Here is a 19,822-nt window from a genome sequence, read left to right on the forward strand (position 1 = left end):
CGCCGTTGATCGTGATTGTCTTAGCGCTTGAAACCACACCAGAATGGTGTTTGGCTGACGAAACAAGGCGGGCAGAGAAACCGTAACTACGCTTCGCCAAAGAATCACAATGGGAGACTGCCAATGTCGCGTATGAACACCTTCGTCGCCGGCCTCGGCCTGGCGACTTTTCTGTCCACGAGCGCTGCACTTGCCGGCGATCCGGAGAGCTGCAAGGCGGTGCGCCTTTCCGATGTCGGCTGGACCGACATCCAGGCAACCACCGGCGTCGCTTCGGTGCTGCTCACCGCGCTCGGCTACGAGCCGCAGACGATCCAGCTATCGGTACCGGTGACCATGGCGTCGCTGAAAAACAAGGATCTCGACGTCTTCCTCGGCAACTGGATGCCGTCGATGACCAACGACATCAAGGACTACACCGCCGATGGTTCGGTCGAGACGATCGGCACCAACCTGACCGGCGCCGGCTACGGCATCGTCGTACCGACCTATGTCGCGGAGGCCGGCGTCAAGTCGCTGACCGACATCGGCAAGTTCAAGGACAAGTTCAACGGCAAGATTTACGGCATCGAGGCGGGCAATGACGGCAACCGCATCATCCTCGACATGATCAAGAACCCGAAGGACAATCTCGAAGGCTTCGAGCTGGTCGAGTCCTCGGAAGCCGGCATGCTGACGCAGGCCGAGCAGTCGATCAAGAACAATGAGTGGATCGCGTTCCTCGGCTGGACGCCGCATCCGGTGATGGGCGCCATGAAGCTCACCTATCTCGACGGCATGGGCGACAGCGGCTTCGGCGCCGCCACCGTCTACACCAATGTGCGCAAGGGCTACACCACCGAATGCCCGAATGCCGGCAAGTTCATCGCCAACCTGAAGTTCAACCTGGACATGGAAGGCGAGATGATGGACGCGATCCTGAAGGGCGGCGACGCCAACACGGTCGCAGCCGACTGGCTGAAGAAGCACCCTGACGCGGTTGCGCCGTGGATTGCCGGCGTCACCACCTTCGATGGCGGCGATGCGGCAGCGGCGGTCAAGACCGCGCTCGGAAGCTGAGCCGACTAATTCGGCCAAGCCGAACCAGGAAGGGCAGCCAATCTAGAAAAGGCTGCCCTTTTTCATATCCTGTGAGAAGATGACCTAATGAGAGCGGAGGCCGGAAGCAGGCGGTCTCTCGCATGAGAGGGGCGATATGGATCCGATTTCGAAATTCATGGTCGATCACAAGATACCGATCGGCGCCTGGGGAAAGGCGTTCTTCGGTTTCCTCACCGACAATTTCGACACCGTGTTCAGGGCCTTCTCGAATGGCCTCAATTTCCTGCTCGACGGGCTGGTTGGCATCCTTTTGATGGTGCCGCCGGTGCTGCTGGCGCTGATCATCGCCATCATCGCCTGGCTGCTGCAGCGCTCGCGCCCGCTGGCCATAGGCGTCTTTCTCGGCCTGATCTTCATCATCAACCAGAACCTCTGGAAGCAGACGGTGCAGACGCTGGTGCTGGTCGTGGCCGCCGCCGCCATGGCGATGGCCATCGGCGTGCCGCTCGGCATCTGGGCCGCGCACAAGCCGAAGGTCTACCGCATCATGCTGCCGGTGCTCGACCTGATGCAAACGCTGCCGACCTTCGTCTACCTGATCCCGGTTCTGACCCTGTTCGGTCTCGGCAACGCGCCCGGCCTCATCGTCACCATCATCTTTGTCATCCCGACCGCGGTCCGGCTCACCCATCTCGGCGTCGTCTCGGTGCCGAAGTCGATCATCGAGGCCGGCGAGGCGTTCGGCGCCACCAAGCAGCAGCTGCTGTGGAAGGTCGAGCTGCCCTCGGCCTTGCCGACCATCATGGCCGGGCTGACGCAATCGATCATGCTGTCGCTGTCGATGGTGGTGTTTGCAGCACTGATCGGCGCCGGCGGCCTCGGCACTGAAATCAACCGCGCGCTCGGCTCGCGCCGCATCGATCTCGGGCTCGAGGCGGGCCTGGCGATTGTCGTACTCGCCATCGTGCTCGACCGGATGACGCGTATCGGCGTTGGAGGCAAGAAATGACCGTCGCCGTCGATTTCAAAAATGTCGATATCGTCTTCGGCTCCGACCAGGCCGGTTCGCTGGCTCTGATCGACGGCGGCGCCACGCGCGCCGAAATCCTTGAAAAGACCGGCAATGTGCTGGGTTGCGCCGGCGCCAGCCTGACCGTGCATGAGGGCGAAATCTCGGTGCTGATGGGCCTGTCCGGCTCCGGCAAGTCGACGCTGCTGCGGGCGGTCAACCGGCTCAACGTGGTGTCGCGCGGCCAGGTGCTGGTCAAGGACGGCGACAATATCGTCGATGTCGTGACCTGCGATCAGGCGACGCTGCGGCGGCTGCGGCAGAAGCAGGTGGCGATGGTGTTCCAGCAGTTCGGCCTGCTGCCTTGGCGTACGGTGGAGGAGAATGTCGGCCTCGGCCTCGAACTCGCCGGCGTGCCGGAGCAAGAGCGCAAGGAGCGCGTGCAACGCCAGCTGAAACTGGTCAATCTCGACCAGTGGTCGAAGAAATACGCGCATGAGCTGTCCGGCGGCATGCAGCAGCGCGTCGGCCTGGCCCGTGCCTTCGCCACCGAGGCGCCGATCCTGCTGATGGACGAGCCGTTCTCGGCGCTCGATCCGCTGATCCGCACCAAGCTGCAGGACGAATTGCTGCAGCTGCAGGCGGAGCTGAAGAAGACCATCATCTTCGTCAGCCATGATCTGGAAGAGGCGCTGAAGATCGGCACCCACATCACCATCATGGAGGGCGGTCGCATCGTGCAGACCGGGGCGCCGGAAGACATCGTGCTCAAGCCCGCCAATGACTATGTCCGCGACTTCATCGCCAATGTGAATCCGTTGTCGGTGCTGACCGCCTGGAACGTCATGCGCGACAGCCGCGACCTCGAGCACGGCGATAATGGCTGGGTGTGGCTCGACCGGCGCAAGACGACGCGTTTCAAGATCGACGAGCACGGGCTGGTGGCGGCGGCGGAACGCGACGGCAAACCGGCGGTATGGGTGTCGTGCGCCGATGTCGAGGCGCAGCCGGAGGAGACGGCGCAAGTGTTCTGGGCCAACCCCGGGACCTCGCTGAAGACGGTGATGCTGGCCATGCACCGCTCGCAGACGGCACCCGTGGCGCTGTTCGACGACCAGTCGCGCTTTGTCGGCGCGATCGGGATACGCGATGTGCTGAGCGCGGTGTTGCGGCGCTAGATCATGATGAGATTTGGTTGAAATCTCATCATGATCTAACCCTTTGTTGGAGCATGATCTTTTCCAAAAACCGGTACCCACTTTTTGGGATCATGCTCTAAGCCAGCCCGATGCGCGTGGCGCCGAGCTTGAACAGGGCTGTGGCATCCCGGTCGAAGCGGAAGGTGTCGATGAAGTCGTCGGCTCGGTAATCCGGAAGCGTCTTGCGGATGGCGGCGGCGAAGTTTTTCGCCTCGTCCAGCCGCCCAGCCAACGCCAGGCAGTGGGCGGCGATCGACAGGATGATGACATGTGCGTTGGGGCGGGCGGCCGCCTTCAGCGCCCATTCGGCCGCCTCGTCGAACTGGCCGAGGCGGACATGCGCCATGGCGCGTGCGCCCAGCATGCCGAACAGCATCGGGTCGAACGGCGACAGATGGCGCGAATGATCCGACGATCCGATCGCCGCGTGCGGGTCGCCCGACTGCGAATGCACGAAGGACAGCGCATAGTGGCCAAGCGCGAAGTTCGGGCTGAGGTCGACGGCTCTTTGCAGTTCTAGCACGGACGCATCACCCTCGCCGCGCAGCCACAGCGCCCGGCCCATCGCCCAGTGCGCGGCGGGATTATGATCGTCGACCAAAACGCTCTGGCCGGCCGCCTCAAAGGCAAGCGCGCTGTCCTGGTCGCGGTCGCCCCAGCGCTGGAAGGCGCTCTGCCAATGGGTGAAGGACAGGCCGGCATAGGCGCGGGTAAAGGTCGGATCCTGCTGCAGTGCGATGCCGAAGAAATGCCTGGCCTGCTCGTTTTCGCTGCGGGTGAAGCGATACATATGCCAGAGTCCTCGATGGTAGGCCTCCCAGGCATTGAGCGAATTGGGCGCCTTCAGCATGGCGCGGTTGCGCTCGACCATCTCTATCTCGGATGAGATGAAGGCCACGATGCTGTTGCCGATATCGTCGAGGACAATGAAGATGTCCTCGGGCTTGCGCTCGAAGGTCTCGGCCCAGACGATCCTGGCCGTGCGCACCTCGAGAAGCTCGACGGTGACGATCAGGCGGCCGGTCAGGCTGCGCACCATGCCGGTGGCGACATAGTCGACATTCAGCCTGCGGCCGGCATCTTCCGGCGCGATGTTCTTTTCTGCCAGCGCAAAGACCGAGCCCCGGGCGATTACAAAGAAGTCCCTGAGCTTGGCGAGGCGGGTAATGATGTCGTGGGTCAAGCCGTCGGCCAGCCCACCACAAACGCCGCGGGCATCTTCGGCAAATGGCATCACGGCAAGCGAAGCTTTGTGGGGCGTCGCGGCTTCGGTGGGGGCACGCGCGATCGGGCTGTGGCCCGCCACCGGCGCTACCGCAGGCTGTGCCGGCAAAGTCGCGCAGTGACGTTCCGCGCGAATGGCAAGCCACGCCTGGCGCACAGGGCCGAAATCCAGCTCTTCCAATTGGAAGAGCGATGCTGCTGCGGCAAGATGGTCCTCGCAGGCACCGAACTGGCCGCGCCGCGCCAGCCTCACCAGGAGTGCGACATGGGCGCTGCTGTCGAACGGGGTCAATTCCAGCCATTTTTCGAGATGGGCGGAGACGTCTTCGGAATCGGCCGGCAGCGTCTTGACCAAATGTTCCAGTATAGCAGCTTGGCAGGAACCGAAACGGCGGCGCTGCGCGGTCAGCCAGCTGTTGAAGAGAGGGCTGCGGTCGATTTCCAGCCCTTCGAGGAAGTCGCCGACGAACAGGTCGGAGAGCAACTGCAGTCGCGTCGGCTCGAGCGTTTCGATGCCTGCGGCAGCCGCCGCCGCGACATCCAGAACGTCGACTGAGATGCCGTCGAGGTCGAGCGCGATCGTATCGCCCGATGTTTCGATCCTGCGGCGGCCCGGTTCGTCGAGCGCGGCCCGCAGCTTGCTCAGGCACCAGCGAAGCTCACCCCTGGGATCATTTGGAACATCCCACAGCAACTCGCAGAGCTTGCCACGTCCGACCGGATGGGGCGCCAGCGCCAGATAGGCCAGCAGCGCGCGCAGCTTGCGCGATGCCGGCAAGACCACCGGGACGCCGTCGCGCGCAATCGTCGGCGGCCCAAACAGGCGCACGACAACACCTTGATGGCTGCTCGCCAGGCTCGATTCCACGCCAGATACCACGCCTGCTCCCACGCTGACCTGCCGACCCCTGCTTTACCACCGAGCACGACAAAGTGCACCCGGCTCGCAAAATTTGTGCGCCGAATGTGGTGTTTACCACACTGCCGCACGTCAAGGACCTGTAGTGCGGCAAGGTGTCGAAATCTCGCCGCCCAAACCGCCGGTGTGTAACCGGCCCGTGAGCAAGAACCAGGAGTTTACCCATGTTGCATCAGCAGAAAATCAGAACCAGGGCAGGCCGCGGCCGCCTTTTCGACAGCATTCTCGATACGGTCGGCGACACGCCGGTCATCCGCGTCAACAATCTCGGCCCGGCGCATGCGACCATCTACGTCAAGGCCGAGTTCTTCAATCCGGCTGCGTCGGTGAAGGACCGGCTGGCGCTCAACATCATCGAGGAAGGTGAACGCACCGGCGCGCTCGAGCCGGGACAGACCATCGTCGAGGCGACCAGCGGCAACACGGGCATCGGTCTTGCCATGGTCTGTGCGCAGAAGGGCTACAAGCTGGTGGTGACGATGGCCGACAGTTTCTCGGTCGAGCGCCGCAAGCTGATGCGGATGCTGGGCGCCAAGGTGGTGCTGACGCCGCGCGCCGAGAAGGGCTTCGGCATGTACAAGAAGGCGGTGGAACTGGCCGAAGCCAATGGCTGGTTCCTGGCCCGCCAGTTCGAGACCAATGCCAACGCCGACATCCATGAAGCAACCACGGGACGCGAGATCGTCAACGATTTCGCCGGCTCGCGGCTCGACTATTTCGTCACCGGCTACGGCACCGGCGGCACCGTCGCCGGCGTGGCGCGGGTGCTGCGCCGCGAGCGGCCTGAGACTCGGATCGTGCTCACCGAACCGGTTAATGCGCAGCTTGTCGGCAGCGGCAAGCCGCAGATGCGTGGCGCCGGCGGAGCGCCGGCCGCCAGCCATCCGGCTTTCGAACCGCACCCGATCCAGGGCTGGACGCCGGATTTCATCCCGCACGTCCTGCAGGAGGCCATCGATGGCAACTTCTATGACGAGGTGATGCCGATCGCCGGGCCGGAGGGCATGAAATGGGCCAAGGCGCTGGCGCAGCAGGAAGGCATCTTCACCGGCATTTCCGGCGGTTCGGCTTTTGCCGTGGCGCGCCAGATCGCCGGCACGGCGCCGGCCGGATCGGTGATCCTGTGCATGCTTCCCGATACCGGTGAACGCTACATGACCACGCCTTTGTTCGACGGCATCGAGGCCGAGATGAATGCGGAAGAGCTTGCTCTCTCGCGCTCGACGCCCGGTTGCCAGTTCCCGGCATGATGACGCGGGAGCAAATTGCATGGACGCGATGCCTGGACACTCGGCTACCAGTACCGAGGAAACGCTTGACCCCTCGGACTGGGCCGATGTGCAAAGCCTGTCGCATCGGATCGTTGACGATGCCGTCGCTTACCTGCGCGATGTCAGGCAACGGCCGGTGTGGCAGGAGATGCCTGGAGATGTGAGTGATTTCTTCACCGCCTCTCTGCCGCAATCGCCGACCCCGCTTGCCGACATCTATGGCGATGTCGTGGACAAGGTGATGCCCTATCCGATGGGCAACATCCATCCGCGCTTCTGGTCCTGGTATATGGGGTCGAGCAATTTTACCGGCGCGATCGGCGATTTCCTGGCGGCAATCCAGGGCTCCAATCTCGGCGGCGGCAACCATGCCGCCGCCCTGATGGACGGCCAGGTGGTCGACTGGTGCAAGCAGATGACCGGCATGCCGGCTTCGGCCAGCGGCACGCTGGTCAGCGGCGGTTCGATGGCCAACATCATCGGGCTGACCGTGGCGCGCAACACCAAGGCCGGCATCGACGTGCGCGAGCACGGCGTTGCCGCCATCGAAAAGCCGTTGCGTTTCTATGGCTCGGACCAGGTCCATTCCTGTCACCGCAAGGGGATGGAAGCGCTCGGCCTCGGCAACAAGGCGCTGCGGCGCATTGCCAGCGACGCCGGACTTCGCATCGACATCGAAGCTTTGCGGGCGGCGATATCGGAAGATCGCGCGGCCGGGTTCAAGCCGGCCTGCATCATCGGCAATGCCGGCACTGTCAACACCGGCGCCATCGACGATCTGCAGGCGCTGGCCAAGCTGACGCATGAGGAGGATCTCTGGTTCCATGTCGACGGCTGCATCGGCGCGCTGATCGCGATCGCGCCCGAGAATGCGCATCGCGTCGCCGGCATCGAATGGGCCGATTCCATCGCGCTCGATCCGCACAAATGGCTGCATGCGCCGTTCGAGGCAGGCTGCGCGTTGGTCAGGGATGCCTCGGCGCATCGCAAGACCTTCGCGGTGACGCCGGAATATCTGGAATCGACACCGCGCGGCCTCGCCTCCGGCCAATGGCTGCACGACTATGGCCTGCAGACGACACGTGGCTTCAAGGCACTCAAAGTGTGGATGGCGTTGCGAGAACACGGTGTCGAAAAATTCGGCCGCCTGATCGACCAGAACATTGCGCAGGGGCAGTATCTCTCAGGGCTGATCGCGGCCGAGTCAGCGCTCGAACTGACGGCGCCGACCAGCATCAACATCGTCTGCTTCCGCTATCGCGCGGATGGTCTCGATGGCGAGCGCGCGAAAGCGCTCAACACCGAGATCATGCTGAGGCTGCAGGAAGACGGAACCGCCGCCATTTCCGATACCACGGTGCAAGGCCGGCATTGCCTCAGGGTGGCGATCAACAACCACCGGACCCGGCGCGAGGATCTCGACCTTCTCGTCGCCGAAACGGTCCGCCTGGGCAACGAGATCGCTTCTGCCTGACCGGCCATGGGGTAGTTCTCAGCCGCTGGCGGCCTCCTTTAAATCGCTCTCCGTAGCGGGAAACGTCACGCCGGGAAGGTAAAATGTGATCGGCCGGATTTCGTAGACTGCCGAGGGATTCACGCGGCGCAAGTCGCGCGCAGCCGCAATCGCCGCCTCCTGCGTGGCGCAGTCGAGGACATAAAGACCCAGCAATTGTTCCTTGGTCTCGGCAAACGGCCCGTCGATGACGATGCCTTCGCCCGGACCGCGCAGCGTGACGGCCTCGGCGGTCGCGCCCAGTCTTGCCGCCGGCCCAAGCTTGCCTTCGCGGGTCAGCCTGGCGTTGACTTCGAGCAGGTCGTGCATCAGCGCCGCATCCTGCTGCGGCGTCAGGGACTGGATGGTCTGTTCGACGTGATAGGCCAGGATGGCGTAAAACATGCGGCGATCTCCTCCTGTTCGAGCGGCCGCACTATTGCAAGGGCGGGTTGGTTGATCCACCCCCGGAGCCCATCGAGACGCTAGTCTGCTGCCTTATGCCGCCAGCGGCAGGCTGAGCTCCGTCAGCAGGCCGCCGCGGGGATGGTTGGACAGGTTGACATCGCCGCCGGCGGCACGCGCAATGTTGCGGGCAATGGTCAGGCCGAGGCCGAGGCCGCCGGTCTGGCGGTTGCGCGATTGCTCCAGCCGCACGAAGGAACCGAACACCTGATCGAGCTGCGCCTGCGGTATGCCCGGCCCCTCGTCGCGGATAACCAGCGTGACCGTGCCGTCCGACTGCCGCAGGCTGACATGGGCTTTCTTGCCGTAGGTCACGGCATTCTGGACCAGATTGTTGACGCAGCGCTTGAGCGCCACCGGCCGCGCCATGCAGATCATGCCACGCGGCCTGGCGCCGTCATGGTCGAACGTGACGTCCTCGAAACTGTCGGCGATGGATTCCACCAGCGACCAGAAATCGATCCGCTCGCTCTTCTCCTCGGTGACTTCGAAGGTGGCGAAGTCGATGACGGAGCTGGCGATGCTCTCGATGTCGGCGAGGTCGTGGGCGAGCGCCTCGCGCGCCGTCGATCTGCGCAACAGTTCGAGGCGCAGCCGCATGCGGGTCAGCGGCGTGCGCAGATCGTGGGCGAGCGCGGCGGCCAGATGTTCGCGGTCCTCGACATAGTCGCGCAGCCTCACCTGCATGGCGTTCACGGCTTTGGCCGCGGCGCGGATTTCGCGGCTGCCGGTCTCGGCGATCGGCGGGCTCTTCAGATCCGTGCCGATCCGGTTGACCGCGGTTTCCATCATCCGATAGGGCGCCGTCAGCCGGCGCAGCGACCAGATCGACATGATCACCACCAGGGCCGCGATCAGCGAATAGAGCGGCAGGCTGTCGAAGCTCAATATCGGTCCGACCGGCGTGTTGGGCTCGGTGAAATTCAGCCATTGGCCGTCGGCGAAGCGGACAGAGGCCGTCAGCTTGTCGCTTTGGGCGAAGCTGGCCGCCAGCGATAACAGGTCGCGCTCCACCGCGCCAACATCCTTGGTCACGGCCACACCGCCAGGCGCGTTGGCTGCCTGGGTTGCCGGATCGCGCCGGACGCGGGCGTCGGTGATGCCGAATTTCGACAGCCGCCCGACCAGAATGTCCTCGAGCTCGGCCAGTTCGTCGTCGCCGGCGATCGACGAGGTGACCGCGGGCGTGTCCGAAACGGTGAGCGCATAGGTGGCGTTGAACAGACCGGAGGCCGTCAGCTTGCGCTGCTCCGGCGTGTCGTCATGCATCAGCTGCACCAGCGAATAGGCGCGGTCGTTAAGCCGGTAGAGATCGACCTCGTCATTGGCGACGGCACGATCGCGCGAGACGATGTAGAGCGTGGCGACCTGGCTGATCAGCAGGCCGGCAATGACGATGAGCAAAACCCAGACCGGCAGGGTTTGCGGCAGGAAACGTCTCATTCGGAGGTGGTCTCGGGCAGGAACTGGTAGCCGCCGCTGCGCACAGTCAGGATCAGTTTCGGCGTCTTGGGGTCGTCTTCCATCTTGCGCCTGAGACGGCTGACCAGGATGTCGATACTGCGATCGAAGGAATAGTCGCTGTCACCGCCGGAAAGCTCGATGAGCTGGTCGCGGGTGAGCACGCGCTGCGCGCTTTTGACGAAGGTCTGCAACAGGTTGAACTCCGCCATCGTCAGCTCGACCCTGACATCGCCCGGCGCCATCAGCCGCCGGCGCGAGCAGTCCATCGTCCAGCCGGCAAAATGATAGATCTGCTTGGTGGTGGCCCGCTTCGGCTCGGCAGCACCATTGCGCCTCAAAACGGCGCGGATACGGGCCAGCAGCTCGCGCGGATCGAAGGGTTTGGGCACATAATCGTCGGCGCCCATTTCCAGGCCGACGACGCGGTCGGTGGTCTCGGTGACCGCCGTCAGCATGATGATCGGCGTCGAGTAGCTGGCGCGCAGGTCGCGGCAGAGCTCCAGCCCGCTCTTTCCCGGCAGCATCACATCAAGCACGATCAGGTCTACCTGCGTGCGGCGCAGTATGTCTTCCATCTCGACGCCGTCGGCGGCAACCGTGGTGCGCAGGCCGCGCTTCTGGAAGAATTCCTGAAGCAGGTCGCGAATGCCCTTGTCGTCGTCGACGATCAGTATGTGCGCATCGGATTTCACGGCGATCCTGTCATTGCTGGCGGCCGGTCGGCGGCTGCCTTCTGAGTCTGCTTCTGTGGCGTCACCCACACGATAGAATTCTGGCCACATGTTGGCCAGCGGCGATGATCGCCGGCAAAGCCGATTTGCCAGAAACAATTCAGAAACAAAATTCTATAGTCCGGAAAAACTCCCGAAAAAAATCAAGGGCATAAAGGGTGCCGTGGCGGTCAGTACATCGGCTGCGACGCGAAGTCTCCGGAGTAACGGACATCACCAATGCACAGGTTCACGATCAGCTTGATGGGTGCGCTGCTCAGCATTCCGCTCGTCACAGCCGCGGTCGGAGCCACAAACGCAAAGGTGACGCCGATCACAAGGAGCGAGCGCTGCATCGATCTCAATCGCCAGGTAGACGAAGCCCTTGAAACCCATGCCGCGGCAACGCAGGTCACCGCGGCGAAAGCACTGCAAAGAAAGGGAAACCGGTTCTGCGCCAACAAGAAACAGGCACAGGGTATCCGGATGCTCGCGAACGCTTTGAAGCTGCTTGGAGTGACACCGATCGACCCGGTTCAGTGACACTCGAAACTCGACCCGCACAAAGAAGGAAATGAAGCCATGAAAAAGTCCATCCTCTCCGCCACCGGTCTCGCCGTCGTTCTCGCTTTCGCAATGCCGGCTCTGGGCAATGCCGCTGCCACCACGACCGCTGCTCCGGCTGCTTCCACGACCACCGCTCCGGCGACCACGACCGCCAAGCCCCCGGTGAAGAAGGTCGTCGCCAAGAAGCCCGTCAAGAAGCACAAGAAGGCGAAGAAGGTCGTCAAGACGGACGCCCCGAAGGCCTGATCCAGACAGCCAACAGGCTTGTCTGTAACAAGGCCGCTCCAGCACCCCCCCGGCTGGAGCGGCCTTGTCGTGTGAGCATGATTACCCGTTGATGGGTGCCGGCCACCCAGGACTTTAACCCGTTTGCAATGCAGATCCGGTAGGATAGCCCGCATGAAGAAGCGGCTTTCATCCATTCTGCGCTCGATGGCCATCGGCGGCCTTGTGGCCTCGGCAATGGTCAGGGTGCTGATCCAGTTCACCGCCAGCCCGGTGCCCGATCCGGTGAGCGGGCGCACGGAGCCGTCGCTGTTTGCACCGGCAATCTCCAGCAGCTGGCAATACATCACACCATGGCAAAGCCTGCTGCTTACCGTGATCACCGGCGCGGCGCTGGCCTGCTTCTTCGGCTGGCTCGCGGTCGCCTGGGTCGAATACAAGGCGGCCGGATCAAGGCCGGATGCGGCATCCAGCGCACGGCAATTCCAGGCTCGTCGCGTCGCCAATCGCCAGGGCCGTTGAACCGCAGCATACACTTCCTAAATTTGTGAACGGCAGCACTTCCGGGAAGCCGGTTTGGCGCGCCGATCAAAATGGACGACGGCTTTCCCCCATGACAAAGTGAGAGCGACCCCAGAGCCGGATGATTTCAGGTCTGTTCGACCTGAAATCTGAATCCGGCTCTAAATCAAGGAATAGAGCATGATGTCGTCCGAAAACCGTTTCACACTTTTCGGCATCATGCTCTAGCGATACCGGTTCCCGATGCCTGAAATCAGTTCCAAACCCCGCACCAAGACCAAGCCGCGGACCGAGCGGCCGAAGCTCTACAAGGTCATCCTCATCAATGACGATTTTACGCCGCGCGAATTCGTGGTGACGGTGCTGAAGGGCGAGTTCAAGCTCAGCGAAGACCAGGCTAACCGGGTGATGATCACCGCGCACCGGCTCGGCGTTTGCGTCGTTGCCGTCTTCACCAGGGATGTCGCCGAGACCAAGGCGACACGGGCCATCGACGCGGCCAAGGCCAAGGGGTACCCGCTGCTGTTTACGACGGAGCCGGAGGAGTAGGTTGAGCGTCTTTCTCCCCGTATAGTGACGGGGAGAAGGGATCCTTACCGTCCCTCTCTGTACCACATCGCGCCCATGGCCAGCAGCAGCAGGAAAAGGCCGAGGAAGCCGCCGAACAGGGGTACGCGCGAGACGGCTTTGAGCACGCTGTCGTCGGTGCTGCGCAGGCCGATCCAGTCTGCGCCCGAGGCCGCACCGGAGGCGCGGACCGGGACGATGGAGGGCAGGGCGACGCTGCCGGTGAGCTGGCCAAGGGTGGAGGCCGCCAGCCGGCGCACGCTGCCGCCGGTGGCCTCAGTCGGAGCCTTCAAGCGGTCCTCGGTAGAGACGACGTCGGAGAATTCCGGCGCGTTGACCGGGCCGACATGGGCGAGTGCGGTCAGGTCACCATTGCCGATCTGGTAGAGGCCGATCTCCTTGGTCTCGATGCTGCCTAGGAAAACGCCGGGTTCGGACTTCTCCAGCTTGACGATCAGCGCCTTGCCCGAAGGGGTGATCACCTGCGCCGGGCCGGGATCGTCGCTCATCGTCTGGCGGCGGATTTCCAGCATCATGCCGCGGCCGTCGGCGGTCAGCCGCTCTTCCTCGAGTTCAGGTTCCTTCATCAGCCAGTGGGCGATGCGGCGGTAAAGCTGGACATGCGGCCCGCCACCCTCGAAGCCGCGCGCCCATAGCCAGCCCTGATCGGACAGAAGCATGCCGACGCGGCCTTCGCCCTTATGGTCGAGCAGAAGCAGCGGGCGGTTGTCGGCGCCCTTCATCACTACTTCGCCTTCGGGGTTCTGCACGCCGATGGTGCGGAACCAGCGGCTCCAGCGCGGCGGCTCGGTCGCCGAGCCGTCGAGGCGGCGCGTCACCGGATGGCGCTGGCCGAGATCGGTGAGGCGCGGATAGAAGGCCTTGTCGATGACTTCGCCGGTCGGCATTGCCGGCAGCGACGACATTAGCGGGGTGCGGGCAATCGAGGCGTCGCCGGCATATTCTGGCCCGGCGGCGATCAGCAGCGCGCCGCCCTTTTCGACGTATTCGGAGATGTAGTCGTAATAGAGGATCGGCAGCACGTCGCGGTGCTGGTAGCGGTCGAATATGATGAGATCGAAATCCTTGATCTTCTCGACGAACAACTCGCGGGTCGGGAAGGCGATCAGCGACAGTTCGTTGATCGGCGTGCCGTCCTGCTTTTCCGGCGGCCGCAGAATGGTGAAATGGACGAGATCGACCGAGGCGTCGGATTTCAGCAGATTGCGCCAGGTGCGCTCGCCGGCATGCGGTTCGCCGGAAACCAAAAGCACGCGCAAGTTCTCGCGGATGCCGTCGATCAGCGCGATGGCGCGGTTGTTGGCGTCGGTCAGTTCGCCCGGCTCGCGGTCAATGGAGAGTTCGACGATGTTGCGGCCGGCGCCGGGGATGGTCACCTGCAGCAGCATCGCCTGGCCGATGGTCGCCTCTTCGACCGCGACCTGCTCGCCATTGACCGAGACGCGGACATCGACCGGGCCGGTTTCGCCGTCGGTGGCGATGACGCGGTAGGTCATGTCGAGCGGCTTGCCGACGAGGCCGAAGCGCGGCGCGTTCTCGAAGCGGATGCGGCGGTCCTTCTCGTGCTCGTTGCCGGTGATCAGCGCGTGCAGCGGCGCATTGAAGTCGGGGGCGGCCGGTGCGTCATGCACCTCGCCATCGGTGATCATGATGGCGCCACCGATGCGCGAGGGCGGCACGTCGCGGAAGGCGCCTTCAAGCGCTGCAAAAAGCTTGGTCTCGGTGCGCTCGTCGGCGGCTTCCGACTTGCCGGCCTCGACGACGCGGACGTCGAACTGCTTGAAGCGGCCAAGGCGCTGCTGCAAACCGGCAAGCGCTTCGTCGGTCTGTTTGGTCCGGTCGCCGATATCCTGGCTCTGGCTGCGGTCGACGATGACGGCAACGACGCTCTTCAGCGCCTCGCGCTCCTCATCGAGGAAGACCGGATTGAGGAGTGCTGCGCCCAGCGCAATCAGCGCCGCGAAGCGGAAGATCGCGCCGCGCTGGCGAAACCACAAGCCGACAGCCGCCAGCACCAGCAGCGGTGCGAGCACCAAAGCCAGCAAGGGCCAGGACAGCAGCGGTTCGAAGGAAATCGACCAGTTCATGGGTTACCCTCCCCCTTGTGGGGAGGGTCGATCCGCGTAGCGGAGCGGGGTGGGGGTAGGCGACAGAGCGCTGGCGCTGCACCCCCACCCCGGCTCACTGTCTTCGCTTCGCTGCGACAGCGAGCCAACCCTCCCCAAAAGGGGGAGGGTGAGGCTGCGCCGCCGGCGCCAGACAGGATCGAGACGAAATTAGCCAATACTGCCATCCTACTGCCCCAGCCGTTCGAGCAGGATCGGCACGTGCACCTGGTCGGATTTGTAGTTGCCGGTCAGCATGTACATCATGATGTTGACGCCGGCGCGCAGCGCATAGATGCGCTGCATCGGATCCGATGGCACGGTCGGCAAAAGCGGGTCACCATTCTCGTCGACGGCCCAGGCGCCGGCAAAATCATTGGCGGTGATCAGGATCGGCGAGACGCCGTCGCCGACGCGTACCGGCCGATTCTCGGCATTGCTGGCCTCGAGCGAGGCTTCCACCCAGAGCGGGCTGCCGGAGAAGCGGCCGGGAAATTCGGGCAGGATGAAGAAGGATTTGGTCAGCACATGGTCGGCGGGCACCGGCTCCAGCGGCGGCACGTTGAGATTGCCGAGAATGTCGCGCAACCGTTCCGTCGCCGGGCTCGCCGAATCCGCACCGATGCCGTTGGCGAACTGGTCGCGCGTGTCGAACAGCACCGTGCCGCCCTGCTGCATATAGGCGTCGATGCGGGCGATCGCGGCTTGGCTCGGCATCGGCGCGGAGGGATCGATCGGCCAGTAGATCAGCGGATAGAACGAAAGCTCGTCCTTCGAGATATCGACGCCCGCCGGCGCGCCCGGCTCGAGCGCGGTCTTCTCGATCAGGAAGCGGGTCAAGCCTTCGAGCCCTGCGCGGCTGATCGAATCGTCACCGGGCACACCGGTCAGCACATAGGCGATGCGGGTCTTGGCAATGTCCTCGATAGCGGCGGCATCGCCGGGCTTGGCGTCGTCGGCGCGGGCGAGGTCGGCATGGCCAAACAGCATGCCAAGGCCAAGCAGCAGCGCAGTTGTCGTTGCCGCGGCCGATCGGGCGCGGCGCGGCCGGCGCGAGATCAGCCCGCCCATCCAGAACACCGCCAGCGTGTCGAGCAGCATAAGCACAAGTGCCGCTGTGACCAGCGATCCCTTGAGGTCGCGCGATTCATCGAAAGCGTACTGGATATTGGTCACCGGCACTGTGAATTGCGGGCGCACCAGCGGCGCGAAGGCGGTGGCCGGGTCGAGCAGATTGTGGGCGAAAACGCCGGTTTCCGAGCCATAGAGGCCGGGCGGGTTCTCGAACGTCACCGGCAGCGAGCCGGCGCCGGGGACCAGCGGTCGCGCGTCCGGCGTCGGCGGCACCAAAGTGCCGTCGGCGGCTATCATGCGATAAGGCGCCAGCGACGTAGCAGCGGCTTCGGCGTTGGCAACCGCCGCACCCTGGTTGCGCGACAGCTGCACGATGCGCCGCAGCATCTCGACGAAGCTGCCGGAGATCGGCAGCGTCGACCATGTCGCTTCCGGGGTGATGTGGAACAGAACCAGCGTGCCCTTGCCCTTCTTCAACCCGGTCACCAGCGGGGTGCCATCGGCAAGGGTTGCCCAGGTGCGTTCGACGATGTCTGGCGTCGGTTCGGCCAACACCTGCCGGCTCACCGTGACCTCGGCCGGCGGTGCGAGGTCGGCGAACGGGCCGTTCTTCGGGAATTCGGTCACCGCCTGCGGCGTCGTCCAGGAGAGCGCGCCGCCAAGCGAGCGCTCGCCGGTGCGCAGCCTGACCGGCAGAAGGTCGTCGTCATTGCCGGCGGCGGCCAGCCGCGAACCGGCGAAGCGCACCAGCGTGCCGCCATTGTCGACCCAGTCGACCAGCCGCTGATGGACCTGCGGCGGAATGGTGCCGATGTCGGCCATGACGATCATCGCCGGCTTCTGGTCGAGAAGCTGCGGGATGGCGTCGGCGAGATCGACGCTCGACGGTTCGACCAGATCGGCGAAAGGCTGCAACGCCCGCCTGATGTAATAGAGCGGCGACAGAAGCGGCTGCGCCTGGTCGGCCTCGGCCTGCGATAAAAGTCCGACGCGGCGGCGCTTGGAGCTTTCGTCGAGCACGCGCACCGCACCTGCCTGGCGTTCGCCGTCGAGCGCGATCGAGGCGAAGTCGTTGCGCAGTTCGAACGGCACCGCCATCGTGCCGGTGGCGGTGGTCTCACCCGGCGCGAAGGTCAGCGTCGCGTCGGCGATGCGGCGGCCCTTGTCGTCGAAGGCGCCGGCGGTGACTTGTGCCGGCGCCGGGTCGCCGGGCGCGCGGATGGCGGTCAGGGCGAAGCCGTCGACCTCGTTCTCGGCGCCGGTGAGCCCAGTCAGCGCCAGCCGGTCGGAATCGGCCCAGACGACACGGGCGGCGTTTTTCGACAGCAGTGTGTTGAAGGCGGCCTCGTCGCCTTTTGCCGCAAGGCCGTCGGCGAGAACGGCAACGCTGGCGCCGGGCAAGGTTTCCAGCACGCCGGCGACGCGGGCATAGACAGCGGGTCGGTCGGTCGGAATCGGCCTCGGCTTGGCGGCGCGCAGCCGGTCGAGGGCAGCCGCCGCATCGAAGGGGCCGATCTCGGCGTTCGGCTTTTCGGCGGTGAAGGCGATGACGACCGGTACGCCGTTCGAACCGGCATCGGCAATCAGCCGCTGGGCGGTGGCGACGCGCTTGCCCCAGTCGGCGGCACTCGCCCAGTCATTGTCGATGACCAGCGCCAGGGCGGCGCCCTCGGCCGGCAATTTTTCGCGCGGATTGAAGACGGGTTCGGCTAATGCCGCGACGACAAGGGCTGCCATCAACAGCCGCAGCAGCGTCAGCCACCACGGGCTCTGCTGCGGCGTTTCCTCGCGCTTCAGCACGCGAGCGAGGATCTTCAGCGGCGGAAAGATTTCGGACTGCGGCTTGGGCGGTGTGAGCCTGAGCAGCCACCAGATCACCGGCAGCGCGAGCAGGCCCCACAACACCATGGGAGCGCCAAAGGAGAGCGGCAGCCAGCTCATGCGCCGGCCCTTCCCACGAATGCGCCATCGGCGGTCATCGCCATGTGGATGCGCACCAGCGCCTCGGAAGCGAGGCGGTCGGTGTGGTTGACGGTGTAGCTCCAGGCGAGGCGCTTGCACCAGCTGGCCAGCTCCTGGCGGCGGGCGGTGTAGAGCAGGCGGTATTCGTCGCCGAGCATTTCCGCGCGGCCGGCGGTCAGCTTGTCGCCGGTCTCGGGATCGGTGAATTCGGTGCGGCCGGCATAGGGAAAGGTCTCCTCCGCCGGATCGGCAACCTCGATCAGATGCGCACGCACGCCATGCCGCGCCAGCACATCGAGCCATTCCATGGTCTCCTCGACCGGGTCGAGGAAATCGCTGACGACGACGATGTCGCAGAAGCGGCGGATGGCGGACAGGTCAGGCTTTGCTGGCGGGTCGGCGGCGTGCATCAATTGCGCCGCGATGCGCTCGGCGCCGTTGCGGGCGGTGAACGGATCGGTCAGGCCGGGCCAGGCGATGCGCTCGCCGCTGCGAGATAGCAATTCGGCCATGGCCAGTGCCAGCACCAGCGCGCGCGATTCCTTGGAAACGCCGGCGCCAGTCGATTTGTAGAGCATGGAGGGCGATGGGTCGGCCCAAAGCCACACGGTGTGGGCTGCTTCCCATTCGCGGTCGCGCACATAGGTGTGGTCGTCGCGGGCCGAACGGCGCCAGTCGATGCGCGAGGAATCGCCTTCGACATAGGGGCGGAACTGCCAGAAATTCTCGCCGATGCCGCGCTTGCGGCGGCCATGCCAGCCGGCAATTACCGTATTGACGATACGGCGTGCCTCGACCAGCAGGTCCGGCACCAGCGAAGCCCGCAACCGGCCCCTGGCGAGCGCGTCGCGCGTCGCTGCCGGTGCCTGGACTTCGCCGATACGCGCCATCAGATTCCTTTGGCCAGTTTCGCTACCACGTCGCGCACGGTCGTGCCCTCGGCGCGGGCGGCAAAGGTCAGCGCCATGCGGTGCTGCAGCACCGGTTCGGCCAGCGCGCGGATGTCGTCCACCGACGGCGCCAGCCGCCCGTCATAAAGCGCGCGCGCACGGGCGCACAGCGTCAGCGCCTGGCTGGCGCGCGGGCCGGGACCCCAGGCGACATGCTTGTCGGTCTCGGCATTGCCCTGGCCGGGACGCGCCGAACGCACCAGTTTGAGGATGGCGTCGACGACGCTTTCGGGCACCGGCATACGGCGGATCAGCGTCTGGATTTCCCTCAGCCGCGCCGGCTGCAGCACGTTTTGCGCCTTGGCGTCCTCGATGCCGGTGGTCTCCAGCAGAATGCGCCGCTCGGCCTCGATTTCGGGATAAAGGATGTCGACCTGCATCAGGAAGCGGTCGAGCTGCGCTTCGGGCAGGGGATAGGTGCCTTCCTGCTCCAGCGGGTTTTGCGTCGCCAGTACATGGAAGGGCGCGGGCAGGTCGTGGCGAATGCCGGCGATGGTGACGTGATATTCCTGCATTGCCTGCAGCAGCGCCGACTGGGTGCGCGGCGAGGCGCGGTTGATCTCGTCGGCCATCAGCAATTGCGCGAAGATCGGGCCGGAGATGAAGCGGAAGGAGCGCTTGCCGGCCTCGTCCTGTTCCATCACCTCTGAGCCGAGAATGTCCGACGGCATCAGGTCGGGTGTGAACTGGATGCGGCGCGAATCGAGGCCGAGCACGACACCGAGCGTTTCGACCAGCTTGGTCTTGGCAAGGCCGGGCACGCCGACCAGCAGCGCATGGCCGCCGGCAAGCAGCGCCACCAGCGTGCGCTCGACCACCACTTCCTGGCCGAAAATGACGCGGCCGACGCCGTCGCGCACCCTGGAAATATCGGCCAGCGCCGTCTCGGCCTGGGCGATCATGTCCTTTTCGCTGATTGGGCTTTCCTTGACCATTACGCTCATGCCGCATCGATCCTTGTGCTGGAAGTACCGGCTTGCACTGTAGTGCCTTAGAATGCCGCGATTCGGCTTCGCCTGGCGCCTACGAATGAAT

Annotated in this window: 17 protein-coding genes; 9 read left to right on the plus strand and 8 right to left on the minus strand. The window is 64.6% G+C overall.

Annotated elements, in window-relative coordinates; translation table 11 throughout:
- Nucleotides 1-123 precede the first annotated feature (123 nt).
- From NKI64_RS06650 to choV, 3 genes are all read left to right on the plus strand, one after another.
- Entirely contained in the window at nucleotides 124-1,059 is a 936-nt protein-coding gene (locus tag NKI64_RS06650; protein ID WP_023686157.1) for a choline ABC transporter substrate-binding protein, read from the plus strand.
- Nucleotides 1,060-1,195: 136 nt separating this feature from the next.
- Nucleotides 1,196-2,050, plus strand: coding sequence for a choline ABC transporter permease subunit (gene choW / locus NKI64_RS06655; protein WP_023669995.1), 855 nt, complete (start codon nucleotides 1,196-1,198; stop codon nucleotides 2,048-2,050).
- Nucleotides 2,047-3,228, plus strand: a complete 1,182-nt coding sequence (gene choV / locus NKI64_RS06660) for a choline ABC transporter ATP-binding protein (RefSeq protein ID WP_023669996.1) — start codon at nucleotides 2,047-2,049, stop codon at nucleotides 3,226-3,228. The genes choW and choV overlap by 4 nt, the downstream gene beginning before the upstream one ends.
- Before the next feature lie 97 nt (nucleotides 3,229-3,325).
- Here the strand turns inward: choV and NKI64_RS06665 are convergent, their stop codons facing one another.
- Nucleotides 3,326-5,353 (minus strand): transcriptional regulator, encoded by a 2,028-nt coding sequence (locus NKI64_RS06665; protein ID WP_352667123.1) that lies wholly within the window; start codon nucleotides 5,351-5,353, stop codon nucleotides 3,326-3,328.
- Between the two features lie 203 nt (nucleotides 5,354-5,556).
- Here NKI64_RS06665 and NKI64_RS06670 point away from each other — a divergent pair, with 203 nt between their 5' ends.
- Nucleotides 5,557-6,642, plus strand: a complete 1,086-nt coding sequence (locus NKI64_RS06670) for a PLP-dependent cysteine synthase family protein (RefSeq protein ID WP_352667126.1) — start codon at nucleotides 5,557-5,559, stop codon at nucleotides 6,640-6,642.
- A 19-nt stretch (nucleotides 6,643-6,661) separates the two neighbouring features.
- The gene (locus tag NKI64_RS06675) at nucleotides 6,662-8,137 is read left to right on the plus strand and encodes a pyridoxal phosphate-dependent decarboxylase family protein (protein ID WP_352667129.1); all 1,476 of its coding nucleotides are present in this window, start codon (nucleotides 6,662-6,664) and stop codon (nucleotides 8,135-8,137) included.
- Nucleotides 8,138-8,155: 18 nt separating this feature from the next.
- Here the strand turns inward: NKI64_RS06675 and NKI64_RS06680 are convergent, their stop codons facing one another.
- From NKI64_RS06680 to NKI64_RS06690, 3 genes are all read right to left on the minus strand, one after another.
- Nucleotides 8,156-8,560: a YciI family protein gene (locus tag NKI64_RS06680; RefSeq protein WP_352461960.1), complete on the minus strand. Its 405-nt coding sequence runs from the start codon at nucleotides 8,558-8,560 to the stop codon at nucleotides 8,156-8,158.
- 93 nt (nucleotides 8,561-8,653) lie between these two features.
- Nucleotides 8,654-10,063: an ATP-binding protein gene (locus NKI64_RS06685; RefSeq protein WP_023670001.1), complete on the minus strand. Its 1,410-nt coding sequence runs from the start codon at nucleotides 10,061-10,063 to the stop codon at nucleotides 8,654-8,656.
- Entirely contained in the window at nucleotides 10,060-10,776 is a 717-nt protein-coding gene (locus NKI64_RS06690) for a response regulator (RefSeq protein ID WP_023670002.1), read from the minus strand. The genes NKI64_RS06685 and NKI64_RS06690 overlap by 4 nt, the downstream gene beginning before the upstream one ends.
- A gap of 258 nt (nucleotides 10,777-11,034) precedes the next feature.
- On the opposite strand from NKI64_RS06690, the gene NKI64_RS06695 reads away from it, so the two are divergent.
- The 4 genes from NKI64_RS06695 (at nucleotide 11,035) to clpS (ending at nucleotide 12,657) form a co-directional block, all read left to right on the plus strand.
- On the plus strand, nucleotides 11,035-11,337 hold the full coding sequence (locus tag NKI64_RS06695) for a hypothetical protein (protein ID WP_352667133.1): 303 nt from the start codon (nucleotides 11,035-11,037) through the stop codon (nucleotides 11,335-11,337).
- 39 nt (nucleotides 11,338-11,376) lie between these two features.
- Nucleotides 11,377-11,607, plus strand: coding sequence for a hypothetical protein (locus NKI64_RS06700; protein WP_352518301.1), 231 nt, complete (start codon nucleotides 11,377-11,379; stop codon nucleotides 11,605-11,607).
- 153 nt (nucleotides 11,608-11,760) lie between these two features.
- The gene (locus NKI64_RS06705) at nucleotides 11,761-12,108 is read left to right on the plus strand and encodes a hypothetical protein (RefSeq protein ID WP_023713954.1); all 348 of its coding nucleotides are present in this window, start codon (nucleotides 11,761-11,763) and stop codon (nucleotides 12,106-12,108) included.
- Nucleotides 12,109-12,351: 243 nt separating this feature from the next.
- Nucleotides 12,352-12,657, plus strand: coding sequence for an ATP-dependent Clp protease adapter ClpS (gene clpS, locus NKI64_RS06710; protein ID WP_023728267.1), 306 nt, complete (start codon nucleotides 12,352-12,354; stop codon nucleotides 12,655-12,657).
- Nucleotides 12,658-12,701: 44 nt separating this feature from the next.
- Here clpS and NKI64_RS06715 read toward each other — a convergent pair whose 3' ends face one another.
- From NKI64_RS06715 to NKI64_RS06730, 4 genes are all read right to left on the minus strand, one after another.
- Nucleotides 12,702-14,783, minus strand: coding sequence for a hypothetical protein (locus NKI64_RS06715; RefSeq protein WP_352667138.1), 2,082 nt, complete (start codon nucleotides 14,781-14,783; stop codon nucleotides 12,702-12,704).
- 207 nt (nucleotides 14,784-14,990) lie between these two features.
- The gene (locus tag NKI64_RS06720; RefSeq protein ID WP_352667141.1) at nucleotides 14,991-17,816 is read right to left on the minus strand and encodes a DUF4159 domain-containing protein; all 2,826 of its coding nucleotides are present in this window, start codon (nucleotides 17,814-17,816) and stop codon (nucleotides 14,991-14,993) included.
- The gene (locus tag NKI64_RS06725; protein ID WP_023744281.1) at nucleotides 17,813-18,727 is read right to left on the minus strand and encodes a DUF58 domain-containing protein; all 915 of its coding nucleotides are present in this window, start codon (nucleotides 18,725-18,727) and stop codon (nucleotides 17,813-17,815) included. The genes NKI64_RS06720 and NKI64_RS06725 overlap by 4 nt, the downstream gene beginning before the upstream one ends.
- Nucleotides 18,727-19,731, minus strand: coding sequence for an AAA family ATPase (locus NKI64_RS06730; RefSeq protein WP_023670009.1), 1,005 nt, complete (start codon nucleotides 19,729-19,731; stop codon nucleotides 18,727-18,729). The genes NKI64_RS06725 and NKI64_RS06730 overlap by 1 nt, the downstream gene beginning before the upstream one ends.
- Between the last annotated feature and the right edge of the window lie 91 nt (nucleotides 19,732-19,822).

Source organism: Mesorhizobium sp. M0478, assembly GCF_040321305.1.
In the GTDB taxonomy this organism is placed as follows: domain Bacteria; phylum Pseudomonadota; class Alphaproteobacteria; order Rhizobiales; family Rhizobiaceae; genus Mesorhizobium.

What these genes read in the sequence shown, in the direction of transcription:
- NKI64_RS06650 (WP_023686157.1), top strand. Translation starts at nt 124, where the DNA reads ATGTCGCGTATGAACACCTTCGTCGCCGGCCTCGGCCTGGCGACTTTT.
- choW (WP_023669995.1), top strand. Translation starts at nt 1,196, where the DNA reads ATGGATCCGATTTCGAAATTCATGGTCGATCACAAGATACCGATCGGC.
- choV (WP_023669996.1), top strand. Translation starts at nt 2,047, where the DNA reads ATGACCGTCGCCGTCGATTTCAAAAATGTCGATATCGTCTTCGGCTCC.
- NKI64_RS06670 (WP_352667126.1), top strand. Translation starts at nt 5,557, where the DNA reads ATGTTGCATCAGCAGAAAATCAGAACCAGGGCAGGCCGCGGCCGCCTT.
- NKI64_RS06675 (WP_352667129.1), top strand. Translation starts at nt 6,662, where the DNA reads ATGGACGCGATGCCTGGACACTCGGCTACCAGTACCGAGGAAACGCTT.
- NKI64_RS06680 (WP_352461960.1), bottom strand. Translation starts at nt 8,560, where the DNA reads ATGTTTTACGCCATCCTGGCCTATCACGTCGAACAGACCATCCAGTCC.
- NKI64_RS06685 (WP_023670001.1), bottom strand. Translation starts at nt 10,063, where the DNA reads ATGAGACGTTTCCTGCCGCAAACCCTGCCGGTCTGGGTTTTGCTCATC.
- NKI64_RS06695 (WP_352667133.1), top strand. Translation starts at nt 11,035, where the DNA reads ATGCACAGGTTCACGATCAGCTTGATGGGTGCGCTGCTCAGCATTCCG.
- NKI64_RS06700 (WP_352518301.1), top strand. Translation starts at nt 11,377, where the DNA reads ATGAAAAAGTCCATCCTCTCCGCCACCGGTCTCGCCGTCGTTCTCGCT.
- NKI64_RS06705 (WP_023713954.1), top strand. Translation starts at nt 11,761, where the DNA reads ATGAAGAAGCGGCTTTCATCCATTCTGCGCTCGATGGCCATCGGCGGC.
- clpS (WP_023728267.1), top strand. Translation starts at nt 12,352, where the DNA reads ATGCCTGAAATCAGTTCCAAACCCCGCACCAAGACCAAGCCGCGGACC.
- NKI64_RS06715 (WP_352667138.1), bottom strand. Translation starts at nt 14,783, where the DNA reads ATGAACTGGTCGATTTCCTTCGAACCGCTGCTGTCCTGGCCCTTGCTG.
- NKI64_RS06720 (WP_352667141.1), bottom strand. Translation starts at nt 17,816, where the DNA reads ATGAGCTGGCTGCCGCTCTCCTTTGGCGCTCCCATGGTGTTGTGGGGC.
- NKI64_RS06725 (WP_023744281.1), bottom strand. Translation starts at nt 18,727, where the DNA reads ATGGCGCGTATCGGCGAAGTCCAGGCACCGGCAGCGACGCGCGACGCG.
- NKI64_RS06730 (WP_023670009.1), bottom strand. Translation starts at nt 19,731, where the DNA reads ATGAGCGTAATGGTCAAGGAAAGCCCAATCAGCGAAAAGGACATGATC.